The following is a 23841-nucleotide window of genomic DNA, read 5'->3' as shown; positions in this document are numbered from 1 at the left end:
CCCTCAACGTTTTTGTTGGCCGATCTCGCCGAGAATCCACTGGCGGAAGGCGCTGATTTTCGGGGCGTTTCGCCGGCTTTCCGGATAGACCATCCAAAAGGCCTGGCTCTCGTCGCAGAGCAGATCGAAGGGCTGGATCAGACGCCCGTCGGCGAGTTCCGCGGCAAAGAAGGCCGGCGTCAGGATCGCCACGCCCTGTCCGGCCGCGGCCGCATTTCCCTCATAGACTTGGGCGCCCATGCTGGAGCCGGCCCGGCTCGCAAGCCCTTCCACCGGCACGTTGGCGGCGGCAAACCACTGCGCCCACCAGGGATCACCGGGGTCGAGAAGCGGCAGGCGCAGGAGGTCGGCCGGTTCCTTCACGCCACCGATGCTGGCCGCAAGGCCTGGGCTCAACATCGGCGAAAAATCGGCGTTGATCAGACGGTGGGCGGCAAGTCCCGGCCACTCGCCGCGGCCTGAGCGAATGCCGATATCGACCTCCTCGCGACTGAAGTCGACGAGATGCGGCTCGGTTTGAAGTCGCACGGCAAGCGAGGGGTGAGTGATCTGAAACGAGCCGAGGCGCCGCGCCAGCCAGTTGGAGGCAAAGGTCGCGATCGTACTGATGACCAGTGTTCCCTGGGCGCCGCCGCGCGCGGTCACATAGGCTTCGCTGAGCTGCTCGAAGACCTGCGTCACCACCGGTGCAAGCCGCTGGCCGACCTCGGTGAGCGCGATCTGGCGTGGGCGGCGGAGGAACAGGGGTGCGCCGATCCGATCTTCCAGCACCTTGATCTGATAGCTCACCGCAGCTTGCGTCATGCCGAGTTCGCTTGCGGCATTGGTGAAACTTCCATGGCGCGCGACCGCCTCGAAGACCCGTATCGCCGTCAATGGGGGAAGCGGAAGTGTCTTATGCATCAAATGGCCTTATGCATGGTGACCGATATTCGATTGGAAGTTGATGCCGTCCACAACCATTTTCAAGGTCCGTCCATTAGACGGATTGATGAAGAGGATGACGGCTATGACAACTATTCAAGTACGTAGTTTTTCGTCGACAAACGATTTTTCCGTCGGTTCCTGGCTGGCGCTCCTGTTCGCGAGGAAGAGCCGGACGACCGATGTCGTCGACGTCAGGGATCTGTCGGATCACCTGAAGCGGGATATGGGCTTTCTCGACGGCAACCGCCCCGACGGGCACGACCTCCCGACCGCATGATTTCGCCCAACCGTATGATTTCAAAAGACCCGCGCGGACCTCCCACCGCCCGGGTCTTTTCTTGCCCGCGACGCAGCGTCGTCGCCCGGCGGAGCAGTTTTCCACGTCCCGCCCGCTCTTTGGGTCAGAATTCCTTTAATCTACTGTTTAAGTGGATAATCTCGGTGGTGTCGGCCGGCGCGAGTTTGCGGCGGCCGCCTGAGATGAGGTCCATGATGAGCATGTTGCGGCAATACGAGCGTTTGAGTGCAATCCGCGAGGTCCTGCAGGGCCGGCTGGAACTGCACGAGGCACGCGATTGTTTTGGTTTCGACGATATCGAGGATGGCACGGTCCATGAGCTTAAGGATCGCATTGCCGAACTCTCCGATGAGATCTCGACCTTGAAAAGCCGCTGCGGACGCTATCAAAGCTTCGGCCGTCAGTGACCAAATCCGCCAACAATTACCTGAAGTGACGACGGCACGCCGTCGATGAATGGAAATCCCCATGACATTGCATGTAAATTCCCGCGTCGCAGATTATGCGATCAACCCGCTTTTTCTCGAGCGCTGGTCTCCGCGCGCCTATTCGGGTGCCGAGATTTCCGAGCCCGAGCTGTTCGAGATTCTTGAGGCTGCTCGCTGGGCGCCGTCCGCCTACAATGCCCAGCCTTGGCATTTCGTCTATGCGCGCCGCGGCAGTGAAGGCTGGGAGAGGCTGCTCGGTCTCCTGAACGAGTTCAACCGGAGTTGGGCGGCGGAGGCATCGGCGCTGATCTTCGTGCTGTCGAAGACTTCACTGTTGCCGCCCGGCGGTAGCGAAGAGGTGGCGTCCTACACCCATTCCTTCGATGCCGGTGCCGCCTGGGGTGCGCTTGCGCTGCAGGCAGCGCATTCCGGCTGGCAGGCGCATGGTATGGCCGGTCTCGACTATGAGCGCGCGCGAACGGAGCTCGGCGTGCCCGAGAACTATCGGATCGAAGCGGCTGTCGCGATCGGGCGTCTCGGCGACAAGACGCTGCTTCCGCACGCGCTGCAGCAGCGCGAGCAGCCAAGCCCGCGCAAGGCGCTGTCGGAGATCGTATCCGAAGGCCGGTTCGTGGCCGGCTGACCCGTCAAACGAGGGGGCGGGCAAGGCTTGCCGGCTTGCCCCCTCAGTGGTCGTCGGTCTCATCCCGGCTAGTCTCATTCAGCGCCTGCACGGTGACCGCAGCGACGAGGCCGGTCAGTACGATGCCGGAAAAACCGATCACCAGCGCCAGCACCCGAGCGCTCAGATGCTTCGGCGTGATGTCGCCGTAGCCGATGGTCAGGCCCGTGACGAAGGTGAAATAGAACGCTTCGTCGAGCCGCCAGTCTTCGATGCGGCCGATGACGACGCCGGTTCCTGCCATTACGATCAGGATTGCTGAGAAGATCGGCCAGAGCAGCTGAAGCTGCTGGTAGAGATTGGAGAAGAACCGGCGTCGCATTCTCTTCGTCTGCCGCCGGCGTTGAGATTCCGCCACGCAATCCTCCCTCTCGCGGATAGGCCCGGAAGGCGAACCAGCCACGCCCCCAGGACGGTCGGCCCAAGGCTCGCTTGCCGCCGTCGAAATCCCTTCGCGAACGCACCGCCGCCGCTCTGAAGATAGCCCTGAGTCGGGTCGGCTTCCAGCGCCTGTTTTCCGGCCGGCAAACGGGATGCGATGCCGTCAGTTGCATTTCTTGCAACCGCTTTGGCCGAGTGCTATCGCTTTAGAATAATCTCATGAAAGCTCCTGCCAAAGGACAACCCGGATGGCATCGCATGAGCATTCACTTGCCGGCGACGGCCGCTCTCTCTCCGCTGGCCTGCGGCTCGACGTGATCGCAGGTCTTACGGCCGCCGCCGTGGTCCTGCCCAAGGCGATGGCCTATGCCACGGTCGCCGGCCTGCCCGTCAGTGTCGGCCTCTACACCGCCTTCGTGCCGATGATCATCTACGCGCTTCTCGGCACGTCGCGCGTTCTCAGCGTCTCGTCGACCACCACGCTTGCGATCCTCGCCGGCACGCAGCTCGGCCTTGCCGTCCCGGATGGCGATCCGGCCAAGCTGCTGACGGCGACCGCGACGCTGACGGCGCTCACCGGCGCGCTACTGTTCCTGGCATCGCTGCTGCGTTTCGGCTTTGTCGCCAATTTCATATCGTCGCCGGTGCTGATCGGCTTCAAGGCCGGCATCGGCCTTGTCATCGTGCTCGACCAGGTGCCGAAGCTGCTCGGCATTCACATCACCAAGGAAGGCTTCTTCCGCGATATCCTCAGCATCGCCGGGCACCTGTCCGAGACATCGATGCTCACGCTCGCGATTGCGGCTGCGGCTCTGGTGGCTTTGCTTGCGATGGAGCGCCTCTGGCCGCATTCGCCGGCGCCGCTTCTGGCGGTGGCCGCGGGCATCGCGCTTTCCTGGTTCGCGGGTCTCGCCGCGCTCGGCGTTTCCACCGTCGGCTTCATCCCGCAATCGCTGCCTTCGCTGACACTTCCGAGCCTGGGTCTTGTTCAGGAACTCTTGCCGGGCGCGCTCGGCATCGCGTTGATGAGCTTCACCGAGACCATTGCCGCCGGCCGGGCCTTTGCCGCCCCGTCCGACCCGCCGATCCGGGCGAACCGCGAGTTGCTGGCGACGGGTGCCGCGAATTTCGGAGGCGCCTTCTTCGGTGCCATGAGTGCCGGCGGCGGCACGTCGCAGACCGCCGTGGTGCGAGCGGTCGGCGGCCACAGCCAGATGGCGTCTCTGGTCACCGCGGCGGCTGCGGCTGCGACCATGCTGGTCCTCGCGCCGCTGCTCGGCCTGCTGCCGCAGGCCGTGCTTGCGGCGATCGTCATCGTCTACTCGGTCGGGCTCATCAAGCCCGCGGACTTCCTCTCCGTCCGCAAGGTCCGGCTGATGGAGTTTCACTGGGCGTTGGCCGCCTTTCTCGGCGTGCTGTTTTTCGGCACGCTGCAGGGGATCATCGTTGCAATCGTGCTGTCGTTCATCGGGCTCGCGCGCCAGGCGGCCTCGGCGAAGGTCTATGTTGTCGGCCGCAAGCGCGGCACCGATCGGCTGCGGCCGCTCTCGTCCGCGCACCCCGATGACGAGACCTTCGAGGGGCTTTTGATCCTACGCCCGGAGGGTCGGCTCTTTTTTGGCAATGCCCAGCAGGTGGCCGACCAGGCGCAGATGCTGGTCGCAAAGCAGAAGCCCAGAGTTGTCGTGCTCGACATGAGCCGGGTTTTCGACATCGAATATTCGGCGCTGCAGATGATGATGGAGGGCGAGCGCCGCATCAGTGAACACGGCGTCACCGTCTGGCTGGCCGAGCTGAACCCGGACGTGCTTGCCTATGTGCGCGCATCCGGCTTTGCCGATCAGCTCGGCCCTGACCGCCTGTTCGTCAATACCCGCACGGCGCTCCAGCACTATCTGGCCGGCGCCGCGCAGGCGTAAAGCAATTCCAGGAAAAGGGCACAGCGGTTTTCCGTCCGGAATTGTGCTCAGAAAATGAGCTATTCCGCCATCATCTCGCCCGTTCCGCCGAAGGCCGGCGGGAAGTCCCGATACTTCGGCAGGCCGTCCTTCATCGGCAGCACCGTCTCCTGATAGTTGACGTGAAGCATCGGCTTGAAGGCAAGCGACGGGATTGCCGCTGCAAAGACGTCGGTGACACCCCAGAGCGGATGTTCGGTCATGAGATGCCCGCCGCAGGCCTTGCACCATTTGCGCACGCTCGTTGCCGTCTTCTGGTAGCCAACCAGATTGTCCGCACCCTTGACGATCTTGACCTTCTCCGGTGGCCAGAGCGTGAAGGCGTTGACCGGGCCTGCCGACCAGCTTCGGCAGGAACTGCAATGGCAATAACCCATGGCGGCCGGATCGCCGCTCACTTCGATCTCGACTGCGCCGCAGAAGCACTTTCCGTTGAGGCTGCCGTTCGCTGCCATGACTTTCTCCAATGAAAGAACGCAAGGGGCAGAACGCCTTGAGTTGGCGGCTTTCCTTGGGTTCGGTTTTGTTCTGACCGGCCTTTTTGCCGATCGGCTCAATGGTCTTCGTTCCGCTGGACAGGGCCGTCCTTCGGTTCTGAACCATTCTCCAATGCGTGACCTGATGCCTTGGCTTCGGTCACAGAGTGGCGTTCGGCTCCCGGCTTCCCATTCTCCTTGAGGAGCGCAGCCCGGCACTGCTAGGCTCGCTAGAAAGTCATCAGGACAGTCGGGATTTCATTGACGCGCCTTCCGTGATGATGCTTTCGCCGCGCGGCTCGTAAGCGCGCTGGTCGCGCAGGATCTGGAAGGCGATCGTCAAAAGCTTGCGCGCCATCGCCACACGCGCCTTGTTGGTTCCTCTGATCTTCAGGTGCTCATATTGGGCGCGAAGCTGTGGATCGCTGGCGATCGCCGGGGTGACCGCTTCGACAAAAGCCCAGCGCAGCCACTTGTTGCCCTGCTTGATGGTCTTGCCGTGATAGGTCTTGCCGCCGCTCGAATAGGTCGAGGGCACCAGCCCGGCATAGGCGGCCAGCTTCTTCGGGTTGCGGAACCGCGCTATGTCATCGATCTCCGCGTCGATCAGACGGGCGAAGAACTCGCCGATGCCGGGGATCGTCTTCAACAGCCTCACGTTGGGATTGGCCTTGGTCATCGCCCGGATCGTCGCTTCCGACTGCTTGATCCGCTCATTGATGGCGCCAATGAAAGCGAGGCCACGGTCGATCTGGATGCGGTCGATCTCAGAGACGTTGACCTGCGAAAGCTGAATGCGGCCGGCCTTACCAAACAGATCGCCGAGCGTCTTCAGTTGCGCCGTCTGCTCCGGATAGCGATCAAACACCGTGACGATGCGGTTCTTCGTCATCGTGCGCAGCCGCACGTAGAACATCCGCTCCCGCAGGGCGACACGCAGGTCCCGCGACCGCTCGCTTGGCGCCCAGGCTTCCGGCACCAGGTCGGCGCGCAGCAAATGCGCCAGCACGGTCGCATCGATCTTGTCGGTCTTGATCTTGGCGTCGGCGATCGCCTTGACCTTCAACGGGTGGGCGAGAACGACATCATCACAAATGTCGTCGAGCCAGTCGTAGATCACCATCCAGTTGCGCGTCGCCTCGACAACCGCATGGCTGTTTTCGCGGTACCGCTCGAGAAAGCTGCCGAGCGACTGGCGATCGTTCTTCACCCGGCCGGATCTGAGCGTCTTGCCGCCTGAATCTTGCACCACCAGATGGCTGTAGGATTTGTGGTAGTCGACCCCGATATGGTAATCATAGGACGCAGTCATGCTTCCAACTCCCGTGTTGAGATCTCCAAAACCCCAACAGGATAAGCCGAAAGGCTGGAAGCGTGGCTGTCCCTCAATCATCACCTGCATCTCAGTGATCCGTTCTCTCAGCGGACGCGGTCTCTTTCATGCCACCTCCTTTCGGTTCTTGTCGCCCGGAGATCTGGCTCTTGCTGATAACCGGCGTGAACCCTGCCTGAGGGTCTCACTCTGAGCCCTGAGGTCAACGCCTCCTTTCGAGCTAGTTGCACTGCTGACGGCCTCGGAAATTAAAGATGAGTACAATACTCATATTTGTTGTGCGCACCGCACGGGCGCGCTAATGAACGCCGGCGCTGCCTCGTCTGCACCGCGCCCTGTCTCTCATCTTCGCTCTGCCGACGGCTCCGGATCGGCCCTGAAACCTATCATGCCAGAGAAATCATCTTCGCATTTGATGCTCGACGACGCGATCGTCGCCTACTACGACGAGCTTTGCGCGATGACGCGGCGGCGTGGTCACCAGGCGGCAACCGCGAACGAGGTCGTTCACGAGCTTTATGTTCGGTTGGTCGATCGGCGCACGCCGCTTGAGGGCAAGTCGTCGCTCAGGGCGTTTCTGCGCCGCGCCTGTGCCAATCTCGGTATCGACCGGCTGCGGCGCGACCGCTTCGAGTTCAAGCTTTTCTCCGGTAGCGAAGAAGACGCTCTGGCTGTCGCCAGCGATATCACTGCGCCTGATGCCAACATCGATCTTCCCCGGCGGCTGGCGATCCTGAAGAGGGCGATCATGGACATGTCGCTGCAGCGGCGGCGCGTCTTTCTCGCAAGCCGCATCGGCAACCTCACCTCGGACGAAATCGCCATGCGCACAGGGATCAGTCGCAACATGGTCGACCGGCATCTGCGAAAGGCCTATCTGCATTGCCTCGACCGGTTGGAGGAGGTGTTGTGACGGCGCGCGACAGGAGGATGCGCGAGCAGGCGGTGGATTGGCTCGTCCGCCTAACGGGTGATCCCGACGATGAAGCGTTGCAGCTCGCCTTCGAACGCTGGCGCGCGGAGGATCCTGCCCATGCCGAGATTTTTGCGCGCGCTCAAAGGGCGATCGGTGACGCATCGCTCTTGATCCGGCGCGAACCGGAATTCGCCCAAAGGGCGGTGAAGCGGACAGGGACGCGGCGAAAAACCGCAACAGCGCTGGCGGCCATCGTCAGCGTCGGCGCCGGCATTTTTGTTGCGCTCGACGGCGCCCTGTGGATGCAGGCGGACGTCATCGCCGGCAAGGGTGAAAGGCCGATTCTTACCCTTGAGGAAGGCTCGACACTGCAGCTCAACGCCCAGTCGGCCGTCGCCTATCAGTTCACTTCCGCCGAGCGGCGGATCGTGCTGCTGCGTGGCGAGGCCTTCGTCCAGGTCGCGGCCGACAGCCAACGGCCCTTTGTCGTTAAGGCCGGAGGCGGCACGACGACGGCACTCGGGACGGCAGTCGACGTCAACCTCACCGACGACGGCACCAGCGTCACCGTTCTCGAACACGCCGTATCGGTCGCGACGGACGCGGCAATGCCGCCGCGCCGCGTCGCGGTCAACGAGCAGGTCAGCTACGACCATGACGGCCGGCTCGGCGATGTCACGCCGGTCGATCCATTCGTGGCAGCAGCATGGCGGCAGGGGCGCCTGGTTTTCGAGGAACGCACGATCGCGTCCGTCGTCGAGGAAATCGGGCGCTACGTTCCCGGCAAGATCCTGATCGCCGATGCCGGCGTCGGCGCCAGGCGGGTGTCCGGCAGCTTCGATCTCTCCGATCCCGTCGGCGCATTGCAAGGTCTTGCCGAAGCCTTCGACGTCAAGGTCACCCGGATCGGACGCTACGTCACGATCCTGCGCTAAAAAAATCGAGGACGAGGTGTCCCTGAACCGGCACCTCGTTCGTCCAGAAACCAGACCCCGGCCGTTTCGGCCATCTCTCTGTCTGGAACCATCATGTCATATTCGAATACGACCGGCCGCCGCCGCCAATCCGGAATTCTCAACCTGCTGATGGCAGGCACCGTGTTTGCCCTCACCACCACCATCGCTCTTGCGCAAGATGCGGTGCGGCATCACGTCGACGTACCTGCGGGCAAGCTGACGACGGCCGTCAATCGCCTGGCCTCACAGCTCAAGCTGCAGGTGGTGTTCGACAGCTCGGTCGCCTCTGGCGTCACCACGCCAGGCCTTTCCGGCGAGATGACGGCCGAAGAGGCGCTGGCGCGGTTGCTGAGCGGAACGGGCGTCCGCTATCGTTTCGTCGGCAGCTCGACGGTGAAACTGATGGGTGCGGTGGAAGCCGCGACGCCGGCAGACGGCGAAGGCACGAAGCTCGCGCCCATTGTCGCCCGCGGCGACGCCAAGGACGGTGACCGCGCGCCGAACATCGCGGTCCTTGATGCTGAGGACATCGAAAAGGCCCAGGCATCGAGCCTTCCGGAATTGCTGCAGAAGACGCCCGGCGTGTCGATGGGCGGTGGCGTGCGCATCGAAGGACAAACGCTCGCCATCCGCGGCTTTGCCCGGCAGTCTGACGTGCGGATCATCCTGGACGGCGCGCCGAAGAATTTCGAGAAGTACGACCAGGGCACAGTCTTCATCGAGCCCGAACTGCTCAAGCGCGTCGAGATCGAAAAGGGCGCGACATCGGTGCGCTACGGCAATGGCGGCTTCGGCGGCACGGTGCTGATGGAGACCAAGGACGCGGCTGACATGCTCAGGCCCGGCGAAGAATGGGGCGTCTGGGCCAAGTCCGGTTTCCAGAGTGCCAACAAGCAGTTTCTCGAAACCGGCGCGCTCTACGGAAAGTCGGATTTCGGCGGCCCCATCACCTATGATGGCCTTCTGGCCGGCACATGGCGCAAAAGCGACGACATGCGCGTCGGCGGCGGCGAGGTCTACAACTATTCCAACTCGAAGCTGACCACCCTGCTTGCCAATGTCGGTGCCGCATATGACGGCCACGAGATCAGGGGGACGGTCGCCTACGGCCAAAACGACAATTGGGGACCCGTGGCCGCCATCCGCGGCCAGTCGGCGCCGTCGGACTACAACATCACCCGCTACGGCTACAAGGAAGCGATGCGCCGGCTTCTCACCTGGCGTGAAATCGAGGATTTCACCTCGACGCTTACCTATAGCTATACGGGCGACAGCGACCTGGTGAATTACCGCATGATGGGGAGCTTCTCGTCGACCGGCCAGCATGCGAAGCGGCCCGACATTCCGGGGCTCAACCCCAGCGCATCCGTCGGCGGCTACGAAAACGATGCCACCTACACTGACATCAAGTTCGAAGCGGAGAATACCTCCAACTTCACGCTCGGCGGACTGTCGCACAGCCTGAACTATGGCATTCAGTACCTGGATCATGACCGGGACATCTGGATGTATGACATCGCCAACCGCACCCAGGCGCAGTACAACTACGGCTACTACGCCCCCTGGTTCATGCCCGAGGGCTCGCAGAAGACCTTTGCCGCTTTCGTTCGCGATCGGATCGAACTGACGGACACGTTTGCCGTGACGCCGGGCCTGCGCTACGACCATGTGCGCTCGAAGGGCGTGCCGAACGAGGCGCCGCGGTTCAACAATCCGCTGGCCGGGCACGACTATTCCGCCGTGTCGCACCAGGGTGTGACGCCGGCGATCAGCCTGTCATGGGAAGCCACGCCGTCGGTGCGGCTCTTTGCCGACTGGGCCTATGCGATGCGGGTGCCCAACATTGACGAAATCTATTCGACCCAGAGCGTGCTTACCAAGGCTTCCGGCACCAGCCGTGATCTGGAGGTCGAGCGTAACAGCACCTTCAACATTGGTGTCGACTTGAGCTTCAACGACGTGCTGACGACCGACGACATGCTGTCGACGCGTATTTCGGTCTACAACAACCACGTCTCCAATCCGGTAACGCGCCGGTTCGGCACGGCCAACCTCGCCGACGTTACCGGCAACGTGCCATTTTACTGGAACACGCCGTCCTACGATATCCGCGGCATCGAGTGGCAGGCGCACTACGAGACCGAGCGTATGTTCGCCGATCTCGGCGTGTCCTGGATGACCGGCGAGCGGACCGGCGCCGTCAACAACGTCTGGGGACCGGACACCTATATCAACGATCTGGCGCCCCTGACCGTGATCGCGACGGCCGGGATCAAGGTACCGGATCAGGACCTCGCCTTCGGCTGGACAGGCACCTTCGTCGACGACCAGAACCGCACGCCCTACAATCAGGGCGGACAGACCTACGCGCGCCCGCCGAGTGCCGGCTATGCGGTGCACGGCCTCTTCCTCGACTGGACGCCGACATCAGGCTTCATGGAGGGTGGCGAAGTGCATCTCGCCGTCGACAATATCTTCGACAAATACTACGAGCCCTATCTCAGCGACGGGATCTCGGCGATGCCCGGCCGCAACTTCAAGATCGCGATCAGCCGCAAGTTCTGAGCGGAACATGGACCCGGCCGGCCGGAATGCGGGCCGGCCGAATGTCCTCCTACGCGCCTCCGCGCAGCAGTGGCGCTTGATTGCGGTGCTCCACCCGCCTCTGTCTGTAAAGTTGCGTATAATAGGTTGCGAGCTTGCCAATCCTTGCTTGACAGCCGTCGATTGCCCGTATCTTAATCATGCTCTCAGATTGAGCATGATCAATCCATTCACATGACCTCGATGGTCGACGGGCAGTTTCGCCCCATGATGCCCCCATCTTCGATGGGCCCGGCGTCGTGGGGTTTTTGGTTTTTGGCGGGTACATGAGCGGCGCGGTAAAGATCGGCATCCTCTATTCGACGACCGGGCCCTACGGGACGATGGGCCGCGACTGTCGCGATGGCGCGGAACTGGCGATCGAGGAGATTGCGGCAAGCCATCCGGGCCGGATCGAGCCGGTTTTCATCGATCCGGAAGCCAATATCGACCGTTATCTCGAAGGCGCCAAATCGCTGCTGCGCGACCACGGATGCCGCCACATCATCGGCACCATCACCTCGCTCGCTCGCAAGGAGGTCATTCCGCTTGTCGAAAAGCACGACGGCCTGCTCTGGTACATGTGCCCCTATGAGGGCTTCGAGGCCAACGACAACGTGATCTATACGGGCGCCTGCCCGAACCAGCATTTGCTGCCCTTGCTCGACTATCTGCTGCCGCGTTTCGGCAACCGGCCCTATCTGATCGGTGCAAACTATGTCTGGGGCTGGGAAATGAACCGCCTGGCGCGCGAGCTGGTGGAGGAAGCCGGCGGCGCAATCCTCGGCGAGCGTTACCTGCCGCTCGAGGAAACCGCGGTCGAGCGGATCGTCGCCGAAATCGAGCAGCGCCGGCCGAGCTTCATCCTCAATAATCTCGTCGGTCCTTCCAGTTACGCCTTCCACGCCGCGATCCGGGCGCTCGCCGTGCGCGATCCGGGGTTCCGACCGCAAAACTGCCCCGTCGTCAGCTGCGACCTTCAGGAGTGCGAGTTGACGGATATCGGCCTCGGGGTCGCGACCGGCCAGCTCTGTGCCGCCTCCTATTTCGACACGGTGGTTTCGCCCGACAATGCGGCCTTCAAGCTGCGCGTTGCCAGTCGCTTCGGCCCCGGGCGACGCATCTCCAGCCTGTTTGCCAGCGCCTATGCCTCCGTCAAGCTTTGCGCCGAGGCGATCATCGAGGCGGGCGTCGACGATCCCGCGACGATCACGCAGCTTGTTTCGGCAGCGGCGCATCAGAGTGTGCTCGGCCCGCTCAGGATCGATCCGCAGACCCACCATGCGGCGTTGCCGTTCCATCTCGGCCGCATCAGCGACGACGGAGGCTTCGACATCGTCACATCGCTGCCGTCAATTGCCGCCGACCCCTATCTGACCGGCCAGCGCAAGCGCAAGGCGCCCCAATTGCGGATCGTCTCATGAGGGAAACACCGAACTTCACCGGCTGGCGTGCGGCAATCCTGCACCGCGAAGACCAGACGACGGAGCGGCTGGTGCGACAGCTCAAGCTCTTCGGCTTCGACGTCACCGTACAATGGCAGCCGCTCGATGCGCGCGACCTGCCCGATATCATCCTCGTCGACGCTGACCAGGGCTGGAGCGGGCTCTTGCCCTGGAAGGACGAGCAGGCGCCACGGCCGCTGATCGCCTTGCTCGGCTCGGAAGCACCGGGCCGGGTCGCCTGGGCGATGGGGCAGGGGGTTGCGGCCATCATCGCCAAGCCGGTCGCGTCCTCGGCGGTCTACCCGGCCCTGGTGTTGGCGGTTGGGATCTACGAGGAGCGCCGCGCCGTCGCCGACAAGATCGCCCATCTCGAAGAACGGGTGCGCATGCGCCCGCTCGTTCATGCCGCCGTGCAGAAGATCGGTCAGGCCTGCCATGTCAACGAAGAACAAGCCTATGGAATCCTGCGCAATTGCGCGATGAAAAAGCGCCTGTCGATGGAGCAGATCGCCGGTTCCATCCTCGGCGGTGCCGAGCCCCTGCCGGAGGCCGGTTGATGCAGGTTTTGAAATCCATGTTCAGGCAGCCGGCGGCGCTGTTCGGTCTCGTCGTCGTTGCACTGGTCGTCATGCTCGCTTTGGCCGCTCCGCTGGTTGCCCCCTATAGCCCGGACGAACAGATGTTCGACGGGCTGACGCTCGAAGGAGCGCCGTTGCCGCCGAGTGCTCAGTTCCTGCTCGGTACCGATACGCTCGGCCGCGACCTCTTTTCGCGCCTGCTCTATGGCGCCCGAACTTCGCTTGTCATCGGCCTCGTCGCCAATGGCGTTGCCGTCTCGATCGGGCTCATGATCGGCATTCTCTCGGGCTACATGCGGGGCCTTATCGGCAGCGCACTGATGCGCTTCACCGACCTGATGATGGCCTTTCCGGCGCTGCTGCTGGCGATCGTGCTTGCCGCACTGCTGCGCCCAAGCCTCTGGATCGTCGCCATGGTGATCGCGCTCGTCAACTGGGTCCAGGTCGCCCGCATCGTCTATACCGAGACCCGTGGCTTGGTCGAACGCGACTTCATCCTCGCCGAGCGCTCACTCGGCGCCGGCCACGGGCGCATCCTGTTTCACCACATCCTGCCGCATCTGGTGCCGACGGCGATCGTCTGGGGCACGCTCGGCATCGCAACCACGGTGCTGCTCGAAGCGACGCTCTCATTCCTCGGCATCGGCGTCCAGCCGCCGACACCCTCCTGGGGTAACATCATCTTCGAGAGCCAGAGCTATTTCCAGGCCGCGCCCTGGCTGGTGTTCATCCCCGGCGCCGTCATCCTTTTGACCGCGCTCTCCTTCAATCTGGTCGGCGATGCGCTCCGCGATATCCTCGACCCGACGCAACGCGGGAGGGGCTGAGATGGCATTCCTTCTGCTGCGCCGTCTCGTGCAGACCGCGCTCATCCTGCTCGGCGTTGCCGCCATCACCTTCCTGTTGCTCTATGCGCTTCCCGCCGACCCGGCGCGCATGATCGCCGGGCGCAGCGCAACGGCGCAGACGGTCGCCAACATTCGTCGGGAACTCGGGCTCGACCAGCCGCTGCTCGTTCAGTTCTGGAGCTATCTCCAGGGGCTGGTGCAGGGCGATCTCGGTCGCTCCTACGCGCAGAAGACCGATGTCGGTACCTTGATCGCGGCGCGCCTGCCGGCAACGCTGATCCTGATGGCGGCCGGCATTTTCGTCGAAGTCCTGCTCGGCGTGTTTCTCGGTGTCGTCGCGGCCATCCGGCGCGGCGGTTTCGTCGATCGGCTCGTGATGATGGCATCCTTCGTCGGCGTCTCGGCACCGCAATTCGTTGCGGCCCTTTTGCTGCTCTATGTCTTCGCGGTCACGCTCGCCTGGTTCCCGATGAGCGGCTTCGGCAGCTTCGCCCATGTGGTCCTGCCGGCGCTGACGCTCGGCATCCTCGGTGCCGGCTGGTACGCGCGCATGGTGCGCTCGGCGATGATCGACGTCTTGAACCAGGATTATGTGCGCACCGCACGTGCCAAGGGCCTGTCCTCGTTCCGCATCATCTTCCGCCATGCGCTGCCGAACGCGCTTCTACCCGTCATCGCCATGATCGGCATCGATATCGGCCAATTCATGAGTGGGGTCGTTGTCGTCGAGGCCGTCTATGGCTGGCCAGGCATCGGCCAGCTCGCCTGGCAGGCGATCCAGCAGGTCGACATTCCGATCATCATGGGGGTGACGCTCGTCTCGGCGCTCGCGATCGTGCTTGGCAACCTCCTTGCCGACCTCGTCGCGCCGCTCATCGATCCGCGCATCCGCGCCCGCTAATCCGAAACCAACCAAAAAGGGGAACAACAATGTTCAAAAGCTGGCTTCGAACTTCAACCGTCGCTGCGGCACTGCTCGCAGCACCGCTCTCGGCCCTTGCACAGGATGCGCCGAAACAGGGCGGAGATATCGTCATCACCTACAAGGACGATATCGCCACGCTCGATCCCGCCATCGGCTACGACTGGGTCAACTGGTCGATGATCAAGAGCCTGTTCTCGCGCCTGATGGACTACAAGCCGGGTACCACCGAGCTGGTGCCGTCGCTCGCCGAAACCTTCGACGTCGCGCCGGATGGCCTGACCTATACGTTCAAGCTGCGCAAGGGCGTGAAATTCACCAACGGCCGCGAGATCGTCGCCTCGGACGTGAAGTATTCGATCGAACGGGCGGTCGACCCGAAGACGCAGGGGCCGGGCGCCGGTTTCTTCGGCGCGATCAAGGGCTTCGACGATCTCTCGGGCGGCAAGGCGGCGACGCTTGAAGGCATTGAGGCGCCGGATGATGCGACTGTCGTCTTCCACCTGTCGCGCCCGGACGCAACCTTCCTGCACGTGCTCGCCGTCAACTTCGCCTCGGTCGTGCCAAAGGAAGCGGTCGAGGCTGCCGCCGGCGACTTCGGCAAGAAGCCGGTCGGCTCCGGCACCTTCGTCCTTAGGGACTGGACCGTCGGTCAGAGCCTGACCTTCGAGCGCAACCCCGACTATTTCGTCAAGGACATGCCGCATATCGACAAGTTCACGGTCGAGGTCGGCCAGGAGCCGCTGGTGGCGCTGCTGCGACTGCAGAAGGGGGAGGTCGATATTGCCGGGGACGGTATTCCGCCGGCAAAATTCCTCGAAATCAAGAATTCGCCTGAAGGCGCCGAGATTATCGTCGATGGACAGCAGCTCCATACCGGCTATGTCACGCTCAACACCAAGGTGAAGCCCTTCGACGACGTAAAGGTTCGTCAGGCCGTCAATATGGCGATCAACAAGGAGCGTATCACCCGCATCCTCAATGGTCGCGCGACGCCCGCCAACCAGCCGCTGCCGCCGCTGATGCCGGGTTACGACAAGGCGTTCACCGGTTATGACTATGACGTCGAGAAGGCGAAGGCCCTGCTCGCCGAGGCCGGACATGGCGATGGCTTCGAGACGGTGCTCTATTCGACCAACACCGACCCGCAGCCGCGCATCGCCCAGGCGATCCAGCAGGATCTGGCCGCCATCGGCATCAAGGCGGAGGTGCGGGCGCTGGCCCAGGCCAACGTCATTGCCGCCGGCGGCACCGAAGGCGAAGCGCCGATGATCTGGTCGGGTGGTATGGCCTGGATCGCCGACTTCCCGGACCCGTCGAACTTCTACGGCCCGATCCTCGGCTGCTCCGGTGCGGTCCAGGGCGGCTGGAACTGGTCGTGGTACTGCAACGAGGCACTCGACAAGCGCGCCGTTGCCGCCGATTCCATGTCCGATCCGGCAAAGGCGGCCGAGCGGCAGGCGGAATGGGGCAAGATCTTCACCGACATTATGGCCGATGCGCCGTGGGTGCCCGTCACCAACGAGCGCCGCGTCGTTGCCAAGTCGCCGCGAATGGGTGGCGAGGGCGAGATCTACGTCGATCCGACCCGGGTCATCAACTACGACGCGATCTTCGTGAAGCAATAAGCGTCAGGCTCTCCGGAGGTCGTCTTCGGGGAGCCTCTTCATGAGTTTGGGAGAGATTTCATGTGCGTTGCCTGCACACACACCATCCATCGCGCCAAGCATCATTTCGGCTGGAACCGCGACTTCGAGCCGACGCTGATCGCCAAGCCCGGTGAGACCATCCATTTCGAATGCCTGGATTCTTCCGGCGGGCAGCTCGGCGCTGGCTCGACGCTCGACACATTGGCCTCGCTCGATTTCGAGAAGATCAATCCGGTGACGGGGCCTGTTTATGTCGAAGGTGCTGCGCCCGGCGACGCGCTGAAGGTGACGATCCGCCGCTTCGTGCCCTCGGGCGTTGGCTGGACGGCCAACATTCCGGGCTTCGGCCTGCTCGCCGATCAGTTCACCGATCCGGCGCTGCACATGTGGTCCTATGATGCGAATACCATGGCGCCGGCGCTCTATGGACCGGGCGGCCGCGTGCCGTTGAAGCCCTTCGCCGGCACGATCGGCGTCGCGCCGGCCGAACCGGGCCTGCATTCGGTGGTGCCGCCGCGCCGGGTCGGCGGCAATCTCGACATTCGCGATCTCACATCGGGCGTCACCCTCTATCTGCCGGTCGAGGTGGAGGGCGCGCTGTTTTCCATCGGCGACACCCACGCAGCCCAGGGCGACGGCGAGGTCTGTGGCACCGCGATCGAGAGCCAGATGGAGGTCGAAGCCACGATCGAGCTCGTCAAGGATGCCCGTCTCGCCAGCCCGCGGTTCACTACGCCGGGTCCGGTGACCCGTCATCTGGATGCTGCCGGTTACGAGGTGACGACCGGCATCGGCCCGGATCTGATGACCGGCGCGCGCGAAAGCCTGATGCGCATGATCGACCTGCTTGGCGCCGAACACGGCTTGAGTCCGGTCGATGCCTATCTGCTCTGCTCGGTCTGCGGCGACCTCCGCATCAGCGAGATCGTCGACGCTCCGAACTGGGTCGTTTCCTTCTACTTCCCGAGGATCGTCTTTTCGTGACAACGGCAGCACCTGTGCTCGGCATCGATGGCCTCTGCGTCGATGCGTTGACGCCGCAAGGGCCGCGAAGGGTCCTTGATGCCGTCAGCTTCAACCTCATGAGCGGCGAAACGCTGTGCATTGCCGGCGAGAGCGGCTCGGGCAAATCCGTGACTTCGCTTGCTGTCATGGGGCTCCTGCCGAAAGCCTCGCTGCGGATCGCCTCCGGCAGCATCAAGCTCGAAGGGCGCGAACTCTCGAAGCTCTCCAACAGTGCGATGCGCAGCGTGCGCGGCGGCGATGTCGCGATGGTCTTTCAGGAGCCAATGACATCGCTCAATCCCGTGATGTCGATCGGCGAGCAACTGACCGAGGCCATTCGCGAACATCAGGGTTCCGAGGGGGGAACGGCGAGTGCCGTCGCCCTGCGCATGCTGGATGCGGTGCACATCACCGAGCCGGCGCGGCGCATGACGCAATATCCGCACGAGCTTTCCGGCGGCATGCGGCAGCGCGTGATGATCGCGATGGCACTCTCGTGCCGACCCAAGGTGCTGATCGCCGACGAGCCGACGACGGCACTCGACGTTACCGTGCAGGCGCAGATCCTGACGCTGATGAAGGAACTGAAGCGGGAATTCGGCGCTTCGATCGTGCTGATCACCCATGACATGGGCGTGGTCGCGCAGATGGCGGATCGCGTGGTCATCATGCAGCAGGGCCGCATCGTCGAGCAGGGCGACGTGCTGCCGATCTTCCGCTCGCCGCGCGAGCGCTACACGCAGGAGTTGTTGGCGGCCGTACCGAGGCTGGGGGCGCATGCCGGCACCGACGGCCCGCCGCGCATCGCCGCAACGGCTGCGGCATCCGTCCCGCGGGCGGCGAGCCCGGTCCTGTCCGTGCGTGACCTCGCTGTCCACTACGGAAAAAAGCCCAGCGGACTGTTGGGCGGAAAGAAGCTGGCCGCCGCCGTCAGCGACGTTTCCTTCGACATCTTCTCCGGTGAGACGCTGGGGCTCGTCGGCGAAAGCGGATCGGGCAAGTCGACCACCGGCAAGGCGGTGCTCGGCCTCATTCCATTCGATGGCGATGTGGCGATCGACGGCCAGCAGATCGGCGCGCTGTCGCAACGCCAGATGCGGCCCGTGCGCCGCTCCGCGCAGATGATCTTTCAGGATCCCTATGCCTCGCTCGACCCGCGCATGGCGGTCGGGGCGGCGATCGCCGAGCCGCTGCTCATCCATGGCATCGGCAATCGCAGCGAACGCACGGATCGCGTCGCCGATCTGTTGCGCCGTGTCGGGCTTGGGCCCGATGCTGCCAGCCGCTATCCGCACGAGTTCTCCGGGGGACAGCGGCAGCGCATCTGCATTGCCCGCGCGCTGGCGGTCAATCCGAAGCTTATTGTCGCGGATGAAAGCGTGGCCGCGCTCGACGTGTCAGTGCGGGCACGCGTGCTTGATCTGATGCTCGAACTGCAGGAGACGATGGGTCTTGCCTATCTCTTCGTCTCGCACGACATGGCTGTGATCGAGCGGATGTCGCACCATGTCGCCGTCATGCGCGGCGGCCGCATCGTCGAGATGGGAACGCGCCGCGCCGTGTTCGAGGATCCGCAGGACGCCTACACCCGGGCGCTGATGGCCGCGGTGCCGCTGCCGGACCCACCGATGCGGAAAAGCGCTTAGAGCGAGACGACAACACGGGTGCGGTCTCCGCCCGCATCCCCTTCTGTTTGAAACAATCCCGATCGCTCACGGCGCGAGGCCTTGCGACAATACGATGCGAGCCGAGAGGCCGCCGGTCGGTCGGTTGCGCAGTTCGAGTTCGGCGCCGGTTCGGTCAAGCGCACGCTCGACGATGCTGAGGCCGAGCCCGCTGCCGGCCGCCGCCTTGAACCGGCCGCGGAAGAAGCGCTCGGTCACGCGCGGCATTTCCTCCTCGGGGATGCCAGGCCCCTCGTCGTTGATCGCGATTGCCAGATGCTGGCCTCGTATCTCGGCGTGGCAAGAGACCGTTGCGCCCGGTGGCGAATGGTTGATGGCGTTTTCGAGCAGGTTGCGCGCCGCGAGCCGGAAGAGGTCCGGATCCATATTGATCCTGAGACCGGACATCGCCCCGTCGACGACAACATCGACGAGACGCGCCTGGCCGGCGAGTTCGGTGCGAAGACTTGTCAGCATCTCGCCGACATCAAAACCGGCCGCCGGCCTGCCGCTCTCGGTGGCTTCGACCGAGGCGATATCGAGCAGTTGCCGCACCAGCTTGCCGGTCCGGTCGACACCGGCGACGATCTGGCCGAGCGCCTTCTCGCGGATTTCGCCGTCGTCGCTGGCGAGCGCCACCTGCGCCTGCGTCTTGAGGCCCGCCAGCGGCGTACGCAACTCGTGGGCGGCAAACGCGATGAAATTCTGCTCGCGCTCGCGGGCGCCGGCGACACGGGCAAAAAGGCCGTTCAGCGACTTCAAGACCGGGCTGATCTCGCGCGTCGTGCCGGTGTCCTCGATCGCGTGCAGGTCGGAGGCTTCACGCGCGGCAAGGTCGCCGGCAAGCTTGCGCAGCGGCGCGAGGCCCCGCCCGACGCAGAGCCAGATCAGCACGGCCAGAAGCGGAATGATCAGCAGCGCCGGCAGCAACAGCCCCTTGACCAGGTCGTTGACCAGCCGGTCGCGGATGCGCAGGTTGTCACCGACGAGAACGCGCACGCCGAGGCTCGCATTCTCCACCGCAAAGACACGCCAGGTCTCGCCGTTGATGACGGTTTCGGAAAAGCCCATGGCGTGGGGCGCAAGCGTTGTGTCGGGCGCGCTGTCCGACTTGCCGATCAGAGTTCCGTCCAGCGACCAGATCTGGCAGGAGAGCTGCCGGTCGTAATGCGGGTGCTCCAGCAGCGGGATCCTGATCGCGCTCTGTGCCGGGCGGTTGGCATGGGTGTCGCCTTCTTCCTTCATCATGTCTGGGCTGACGATCAGCGAATTCACCATGCGCGCCGCCTCCATCAGCCGCGCGTCGAGCACGCGCTCGACTTCGGCGCGGGTGCTGAGGAAGATCCAGACGGTGGCCGATAGCCACAGGAGCCCCGTCGTGATCAGGAGGATGGCGAAAAGCCGGGCGCGCAGCGATTGCATCAGCCGGCTCCGCCCAGCCGGTAGCCGATGCCCCGGATGGTTTCGATCAGTCCCGGGCCGAGCTTGTTGCGCAGATGGTGGATGTGCACCTCCACGGCGTTGCTCTCGATTTCCTCCTGCCAGCCGTAGAGTTTGTCTTCCAGCTTGGTCTTGGAGAAGATCACCCCCGGGTGCGACATCAGCGTATGCAGGATGGAATATTCGCGCCGCGAGAGTTGCACCGGCTTGCCCGCCTGTTCCACCGATTGCCTGGCCGGATCGAGCCTGAGCGTCGACCATTCCAGCGCGGCGCTCGCCCGGCCGCTGGAGCGTCGCGCCAGCGCCCGAAGCCTGGCGGCGACCTCGTCGAGGTCGAAGGGTTTGCCGAGATAGTCGTCGGCGCCAGTGTCGAGGCCGGCGACGCGATCGCGCACGGTGTCGCGTGCGGTCAACAGCAGCACCGGAATGTCGCTCTGCCTGGCGCGCAGGTCCCGCAGAATGTCGAGACCGGAGCCGTCGGGCAGCATCAGGTCGAGCACGACCGCGTCGAAGCCGTTGGCGGCAAGCGCCGTCGCGGCCGCATCGCAGGTGCCGACGGCATCGGTGGTGAAGCCCGCCAGCGCCAGGCCGACCTTCAGGCCGTCTCTAAGGATATCGTCGTCTTCGACGATCAGGACTCGCATCGCTACTCCTAACATTTCTGAGAGCGCGATCCTTTAATCGCTCCCTTAAGGCAGCCTTAAGGTAGGACTTCCCTCTGAGGCGGCATTGCAACAATCGAACCGTTGAATGCCCGATATGACCGAAGCACACGAGCCTTCTTCCTCCACGGCCGATCAAAAGACCGGCATCACGCTGACCCGCCGCAGCCTTGTCATCGGCGCGGCCTCGCTGATCGTCACCGGCTGCGCGACCGCCCGCCCGACACCGGCGGTGGTGCCGGCAGCCGTCACGCCCGTCCGCCCCTCAGCCGGCCGGACGGTGCCGCCGATGTACTATGCGATGCCCGACGAGCAGTTTCCGATCCCTGAGGTGAAGATCGCCGAGGTCGATCCGAAGTTCTGGCGGCAGGAGGTGGATTATCCGACCAGTGAGCGGCCCGGCACGCTGATCGTCGATACGCCCGCGAAATACCTCTATCACGTGCTGCCGGGCGGGCGGGCGATGCGCTACGGCATCGGCGTCGGGCGCGAGGGCTTTGCCTGGTCGGGCCGGGCGATCGTCGCCTACAAGCGCAAATGGCCGCGCTGGACGCCGCCCGACGAGATGGTCGCGCGTCAGCCGAAACTCCAGCCCTACAGCATCGCCAATGGCGGCATGCCCCCGGGCATCAAGAACCCGCTCGGCGCCCGCGCGCTCTATATCCATAAGGACGGCAAGGACACGCTCTACCGCATCCATGGCAGTCCCGAGGCATTTTCGATCGGCAAGGCGGTCTCTTCCGGCTGCATTCGCCTGCTCAATCAGGATGTCGTCTACCTCCATGATCAGGTCCGCGACGGCAGCACCATCGTCGTCATTCCGGATCCGACCAAGGGCGACATGGCGATCGGTTAGGTGAGGGCAGGCAGCGAGCGCGGGAATTCTGCAACACTTCGAAAACGAGTACCGCCTCGCGCAAGCGATCCACGCCAAAGAAAGATTTTCACCACATTTCGGTCACGGTTCGGCCCAACAGGCTTGGGCCTTCCCTCGGACCTCCCAACCGAAATCTCCAACCCTGGAATTGAATACAGTGTCGATGAATTTGTCCCGCCGGTCGCTGCTCGCGGTGATCGCCAGCTCTGTTTTGAGCGCCTGCACGCAGATCCCGAAACCCGAACCGAAACCGAAGCTGATCGAGCCGATCGGCGGTGATGGCGGCTCGCCGGAAAAGGCGGCGGATGCGGCGGGCGTGCCGACGAAGACCTTCGACTATGCCAGGATCTACGCGCCGGTGAAGGACGAAGGCTACGACGTCCCGGGCATCCAGCACACCGAGATCAAGCCGCAGTTCCTGCGCCAGGAAGTGGCCTATGCCACCACCGAGCCGCCCCATTCGATCGTCGTCGATACCCAGACGATGTTCCTCTACTACGTCCTGCCCGGCGGCCGCGCCATCCGTTACGGCGTCGGTCTTGGTGCGGCCGGCCGCGCCTGGAAGGGGCGTGCCGTGGTGCAGTGGAAGCGCAAGTGGCCGCGCTGGACGGTGCCCGACGACATGGTCGCACGCCAGCCGCACCTCAAGAAATACGGCATCGATGCCGGCGGCATGGATCCGGGCCTCGACAATCCGCTCGGCGCCCGCGCCATGTATATCTTCCAGGACGGCCAGGATACGCTTTACCGCATCCACGGCTCGCCGCAGTGGCGCTCGATCGGCAAGAACGCGTCGGCGGGCTGCGTGCGGATGCTGCAGCAGGACGCGATCGATCTCTATGATCGCGTCAGAGGCAAGACGCCGCTGCTCGTCCTGTGATGGGCGACAATCTGGCGTAATTTCTGCGCCCTTGCCGGACGGATTGCCTCAAAGTGGCTGCGGAAGCGGCAGCCCGTCCGGCCCCATCAGCATATAGTCGGGCGACCGCTGCACCGGCTGGGAGTCCGGCAATGGTTGCCCATCCGGCAGGGGCTGCGCGTCCTGCATCGGCTGCGATTGCACCATGCCGCCGCCCGAGAGATCGGTGACGACGATCGGCGTGCCGTTCGGCACGCGGTTGTAGAGATCGACGACGTCCTGGTTGATCATGCGCACGCAGCCCGACGACACCGACTTGCCGATCGTCCACCATTCCGGCGAGCCGTGAATGCGGTAGAGCGTGTCTTCGCCGTTCTGGAAGATGTACATGGCGCGGGCGCCGAGCGGGTTCTTGAGGCCGGGATCCATGCCGCCCGCCTCGATGCTGAATTGCTGCAGCTCGGGCTGGCGCGCCACCATCTCGTTCGGCGGCTTCCAGCGGGGCCATTCGCGCTTGTACTGGATGACGCCGCGCCCGGCCCAGGCGAAACCGGCACGCCCGAGGCCGACGCCGTAGCGCATCGCCTGGCCGCCTTCATAGACCCTATAGAGAAAGTGGCTGCCGACGTCGACGACCAGCGTTCCCGGCTTTTCGCCGGTCGGATCGGCGACCATCTGGCGGTAGAAGCGCGGATCGATCTTCTCGTAGGGAATGGCCGGCAGCGGGTAGGGCTCGTTCGGCTTCTCGCCGTACATGTCGGCCAGGAACGTGTTGGTCTCGGGAACCGGTTCCGGCGCATAGGAGCGCGTCACAGTAGGCCGCGGCGAGGCGCAGCCGGCGAGACCAACGGCCGCCAACCCGGCGGAAAGCTGCAGGAAGGCGCGGCGGCGGAACTCTCTTTCGGGCATGTAATCCTCGATCGTCCTCTATTCGCTACCGGCGATGCAACCGAC

The 23841-nt window shown here is 63.9% G+C and carries 23 protein-coding genes; 16 read left to right on the top strand and 7 right to left on the bottom strand.

The features are described 5' to 3' along the window. Positions 1–3: 3 nt before the first annotated feature. Positions 4–903 (bottom strand): LysR substrate-binding domain-containing protein, encoded by a 900-nt coding sequence (locus FA04_RS26685; protein ID WP_034798479.1) that lies wholly within the window; start codon positions 901–903, stop codon positions 4–6. Positions 904–1009: 106 nt separating this feature from the next. Here FA04_RS26685 and FA04_RS26680 point away from each other — a divergent pair, with 106 nt between their 5' ends. The 3 genes from FA04_RS26680 (at position 1010) to FA04_RS26670 (ending at position 2296) form a co-directional block, all read left to right on the top strand. Then, positions 1010–1204 carry a hypothetical protein gene (locus FA04_RS26680; RefSeq protein ID WP_034798505.1) on the top strand — a complete coding sequence of 65 codons (195 nt, stop codon included), beginning with the start codon at positions 1010–1012 and terminating at the stop codon, positions 1202–1204. 164 nt (positions 1205–1368) lie between these two features. Further along, complete coding sequence (locus tag FA04_RS26675) at positions 1369–1632, top strand: hypothetical protein (RefSeq protein WP_309142281.1); 264 nt, start codon at positions 1369–1371, stop codon at positions 1630–1632. A gap of 67 nt (positions 1633–1699) precedes the next feature. Continuing rightward, positions 1700–2296 carry a nitroreductase family protein gene (locus FA04_RS26670; RefSeq protein ID WP_090426219.1) on the top strand — a complete coding sequence of 199 codons (597 nt, stop codon included), beginning with the start codon at positions 1700–1702 and terminating at the stop codon, positions 2294–2296. Between the two features lie 43 nt (positions 2297–2339). Here FA04_RS26670 and FA04_RS26665 read toward each other — a convergent pair whose 3' ends face one another. Further along, on the bottom strand, positions 2340–2657 hold the full coding sequence (locus FA04_RS26665; protein WP_034798484.1) for a potassium channel family protein: 318 nt from the start codon (positions 2655–2657) through the stop codon (positions 2340–2342). A gap of 307 nt (positions 2658–2964) precedes the next feature. Here FA04_RS26665 and FA04_RS26660 point away from each other — a divergent pair, with 307 nt between their 5' ends. Further along, positions 2965–4635 (top strand): SulP family inorganic anion transporter, encoded by a 1671-nt coding sequence (locus tag FA04_RS26660; RefSeq protein WP_034798485.1) that lies wholly within the window; start codon positions 2965–2967, stop codon positions 4633–4635. A gap of 59 nt (positions 4636–4694) precedes the next feature. Here the strand turns inward: FA04_RS26660 and FA04_RS26655 are convergent, their stop codons facing one another. After that, on the bottom strand, positions 4695–5129 hold the full coding sequence (locus FA04_RS26655) for a GFA family protein (RefSeq protein WP_034798487.1): 435 nt from the start codon (positions 5127–5129) through the stop codon (positions 4695–4697). Between the two features lie 262 nt (positions 5130–5391). After that, positions 5392–6462 carry an IS110 family RNA-guided transposase gene (locus FA04_RS26650; protein WP_034805419.1) on the bottom strand — a complete coding sequence of 357 codons (1071 nt, stop codon included), beginning with the start codon at positions 6460–6462 and terminating at the stop codon, positions 5392–5394. 409 nt (positions 6463–6871) lie between these two features. On the opposite strand from FA04_RS26650, the gene FA04_RS26645 reads away from it, so the two are divergent. From FA04_RS26645 to FA04_RS26600, 10 genes are all read left to right on the top strand, one after another. Continuing rightward, positions 6872–7396, top strand: a complete 525-nt coding sequence (locus FA04_RS26645; RefSeq protein ID WP_034805426.1) for an RNA polymerase sigma factor — start codon at positions 6872–6874, stop codon at positions 7394–7396. Continuing rightward, positions 7393–8334, top strand: coding sequence for a FecR family protein (locus FA04_RS26640; protein WP_034805429.1), 942 nt, complete (start codon positions 7393–7395; stop codon positions 8332–8334). Before FA04_RS26645 ends, FA04_RS26640 begins: the two co-directional genes overlap by 4 nt. 93 nt (positions 8335–8427) lie before the next feature. Beyond that, on the top strand, positions 8428–10920 hold the full coding sequence (locus FA04_RS26635) for a TonB-dependent receptor (RefSeq protein WP_167550720.1): 2493 nt from the start codon (positions 8428–8430) through the stop codon (positions 10918–10920). Positions 10921–11225: 305 nt separating this feature from the next. Beyond that, positions 11226–12362, top strand: a complete 1137-nt coding sequence (locus FA04_RS26630; RefSeq protein ID WP_034805431.1) for a transporter substrate-binding protein — start codon at positions 11226–11228, stop codon at positions 12360–12362. After that, positions 12359–12940 (top strand): ANTAR domain-containing response regulator, encoded by a 582-nt coding sequence (locus tag FA04_RS26625; protein WP_034805434.1) that lies wholly within the window; start codon positions 12359–12361, stop codon positions 12938–12940. The genes FA04_RS26630 and FA04_RS26625 overlap by 4 nt, the downstream gene beginning before the upstream one ends. Continuing rightward, a complete protein-coding gene (locus FA04_RS26620; RefSeq protein ID WP_034805438.1) occupies positions 12940–13788 on the top strand; it encodes an ABC transporter permease in 849 nt (282 codons plus the stop codon). Before FA04_RS26625 ends, FA04_RS26620 begins: the two co-directional genes overlap by 1 nt. Before the next feature lies 1 nt (position 13789). Continuing rightward, the gene (locus tag FA04_RS26615; protein ID WP_034805440.1) at positions 13790–14710 is read left to right on the top strand and encodes an ABC transporter permease; all 921 of its coding nucleotides are present in this window, start codon (positions 13790–13792) and stop codon (positions 14708–14710) included. Positions 14711–14739: 29 nt separating this feature from the next. Continuing rightward, entirely contained in the window at positions 14740–16359 is a 1620-nt protein-coding gene (locus FA04_RS26610; protein ID WP_034805443.1) for an ABC transporter substrate-binding protein, read from the top strand. A gap of 60 nt (positions 16360–16419) precedes the next feature. After that, positions 16420–17364 carry an acetamidase/formamidase family protein gene (locus tag FA04_RS26605; protein WP_034805446.1) on the top strand — a complete coding sequence of 315 codons (945 nt, stop codon included), beginning with the start codon at positions 16420–16422 and terminating at the stop codon, positions 17362–17364. Then, the gene (locus FA04_RS26600; protein ID WP_034805450.1) at positions 17361–19031 is read left to right on the top strand and encodes an ABC transporter ATP-binding protein; all 1671 of its coding nucleotides are present in this window, start codon (positions 17361–17363) and stop codon (positions 19029–19031) included. Before FA04_RS26605 ends, FA04_RS26600 begins: the two co-directional genes overlap by 4 nt. A 66-nt stretch (positions 19032–19097) precedes the next feature. Here the strand turns inward: FA04_RS26600 and FA04_RS26595 are convergent, their stop codons facing one another. Together FA04_RS26595 and FA04_RS26590 are read right to left on the bottom strand one after the other, a co-directional pair. Then, positions 19098–20471, bottom strand: a complete 1374-nt coding sequence (locus FA04_RS26595; protein WP_034805453.1) for an ATP-binding protein — start codon at positions 20469–20471, stop codon at positions 19098–19100. Beyond that, positions 20471–21133: a response regulator gene (locus tag FA04_RS26590; protein ID WP_034805456.1), complete on the bottom strand. Its 663-nt coding sequence runs from the start codon at positions 21131–21133 to the stop codon at positions 20471–20473. The genes FA04_RS26595 and FA04_RS26590 overlap by 1 nt, the downstream gene beginning before the upstream one ends. Before the next feature lie 115 nt (positions 21134–21248). Here FA04_RS26590 and FA04_RS26585 point away from each other — a divergent pair, with 115 nt between their 5' ends. Continuing rightward, complete coding sequence (locus tag FA04_RS26585; protein ID WP_051659717.1) at positions 21249–22007, top strand: L,D-transpeptidase; 759 nt, start codon at positions 21249–21251, stop codon at positions 22005–22007. Between the two features lie 184 nt (positions 22008–22191). Next, positions 22192–22908 (top strand): L,D-transpeptidase, encoded by a 717-nt coding sequence (locus FA04_RS26580; protein ID WP_034805459.1) that lies wholly within the window; start codon positions 22192–22194, stop codon positions 22906–22908. 48 nt (positions 22909–22956) lie between these two features. Here FA04_RS26580 and FA04_RS26575 read toward each other — a convergent pair whose 3' ends face one another. Then, positions 22957–23796: a L,D-transpeptidase gene (locus tag FA04_RS26575; RefSeq protein WP_082566580.1), complete on the bottom strand. Its 840-nt coding sequence runs from the start codon at positions 23794–23796 to the stop codon at positions 22957–22959. Positions 23797–23841: the final 45 nt, after the last annotated feature.

This window comes from Ensifer adhaerens, assembly GCF_000697965.2.
Taxonomy (GTDB): Bacteria; Pseudomonadota; Alphaproteobacteria; order Rhizobiales; family Rhizobiaceae; genus Ensifer; species Ensifer adhaerens.
The sequence above is the reverse complement of the archived record's forward strand: the minus strand, read 5'-3'. Positions and strand labels throughout refer to the sequence as shown.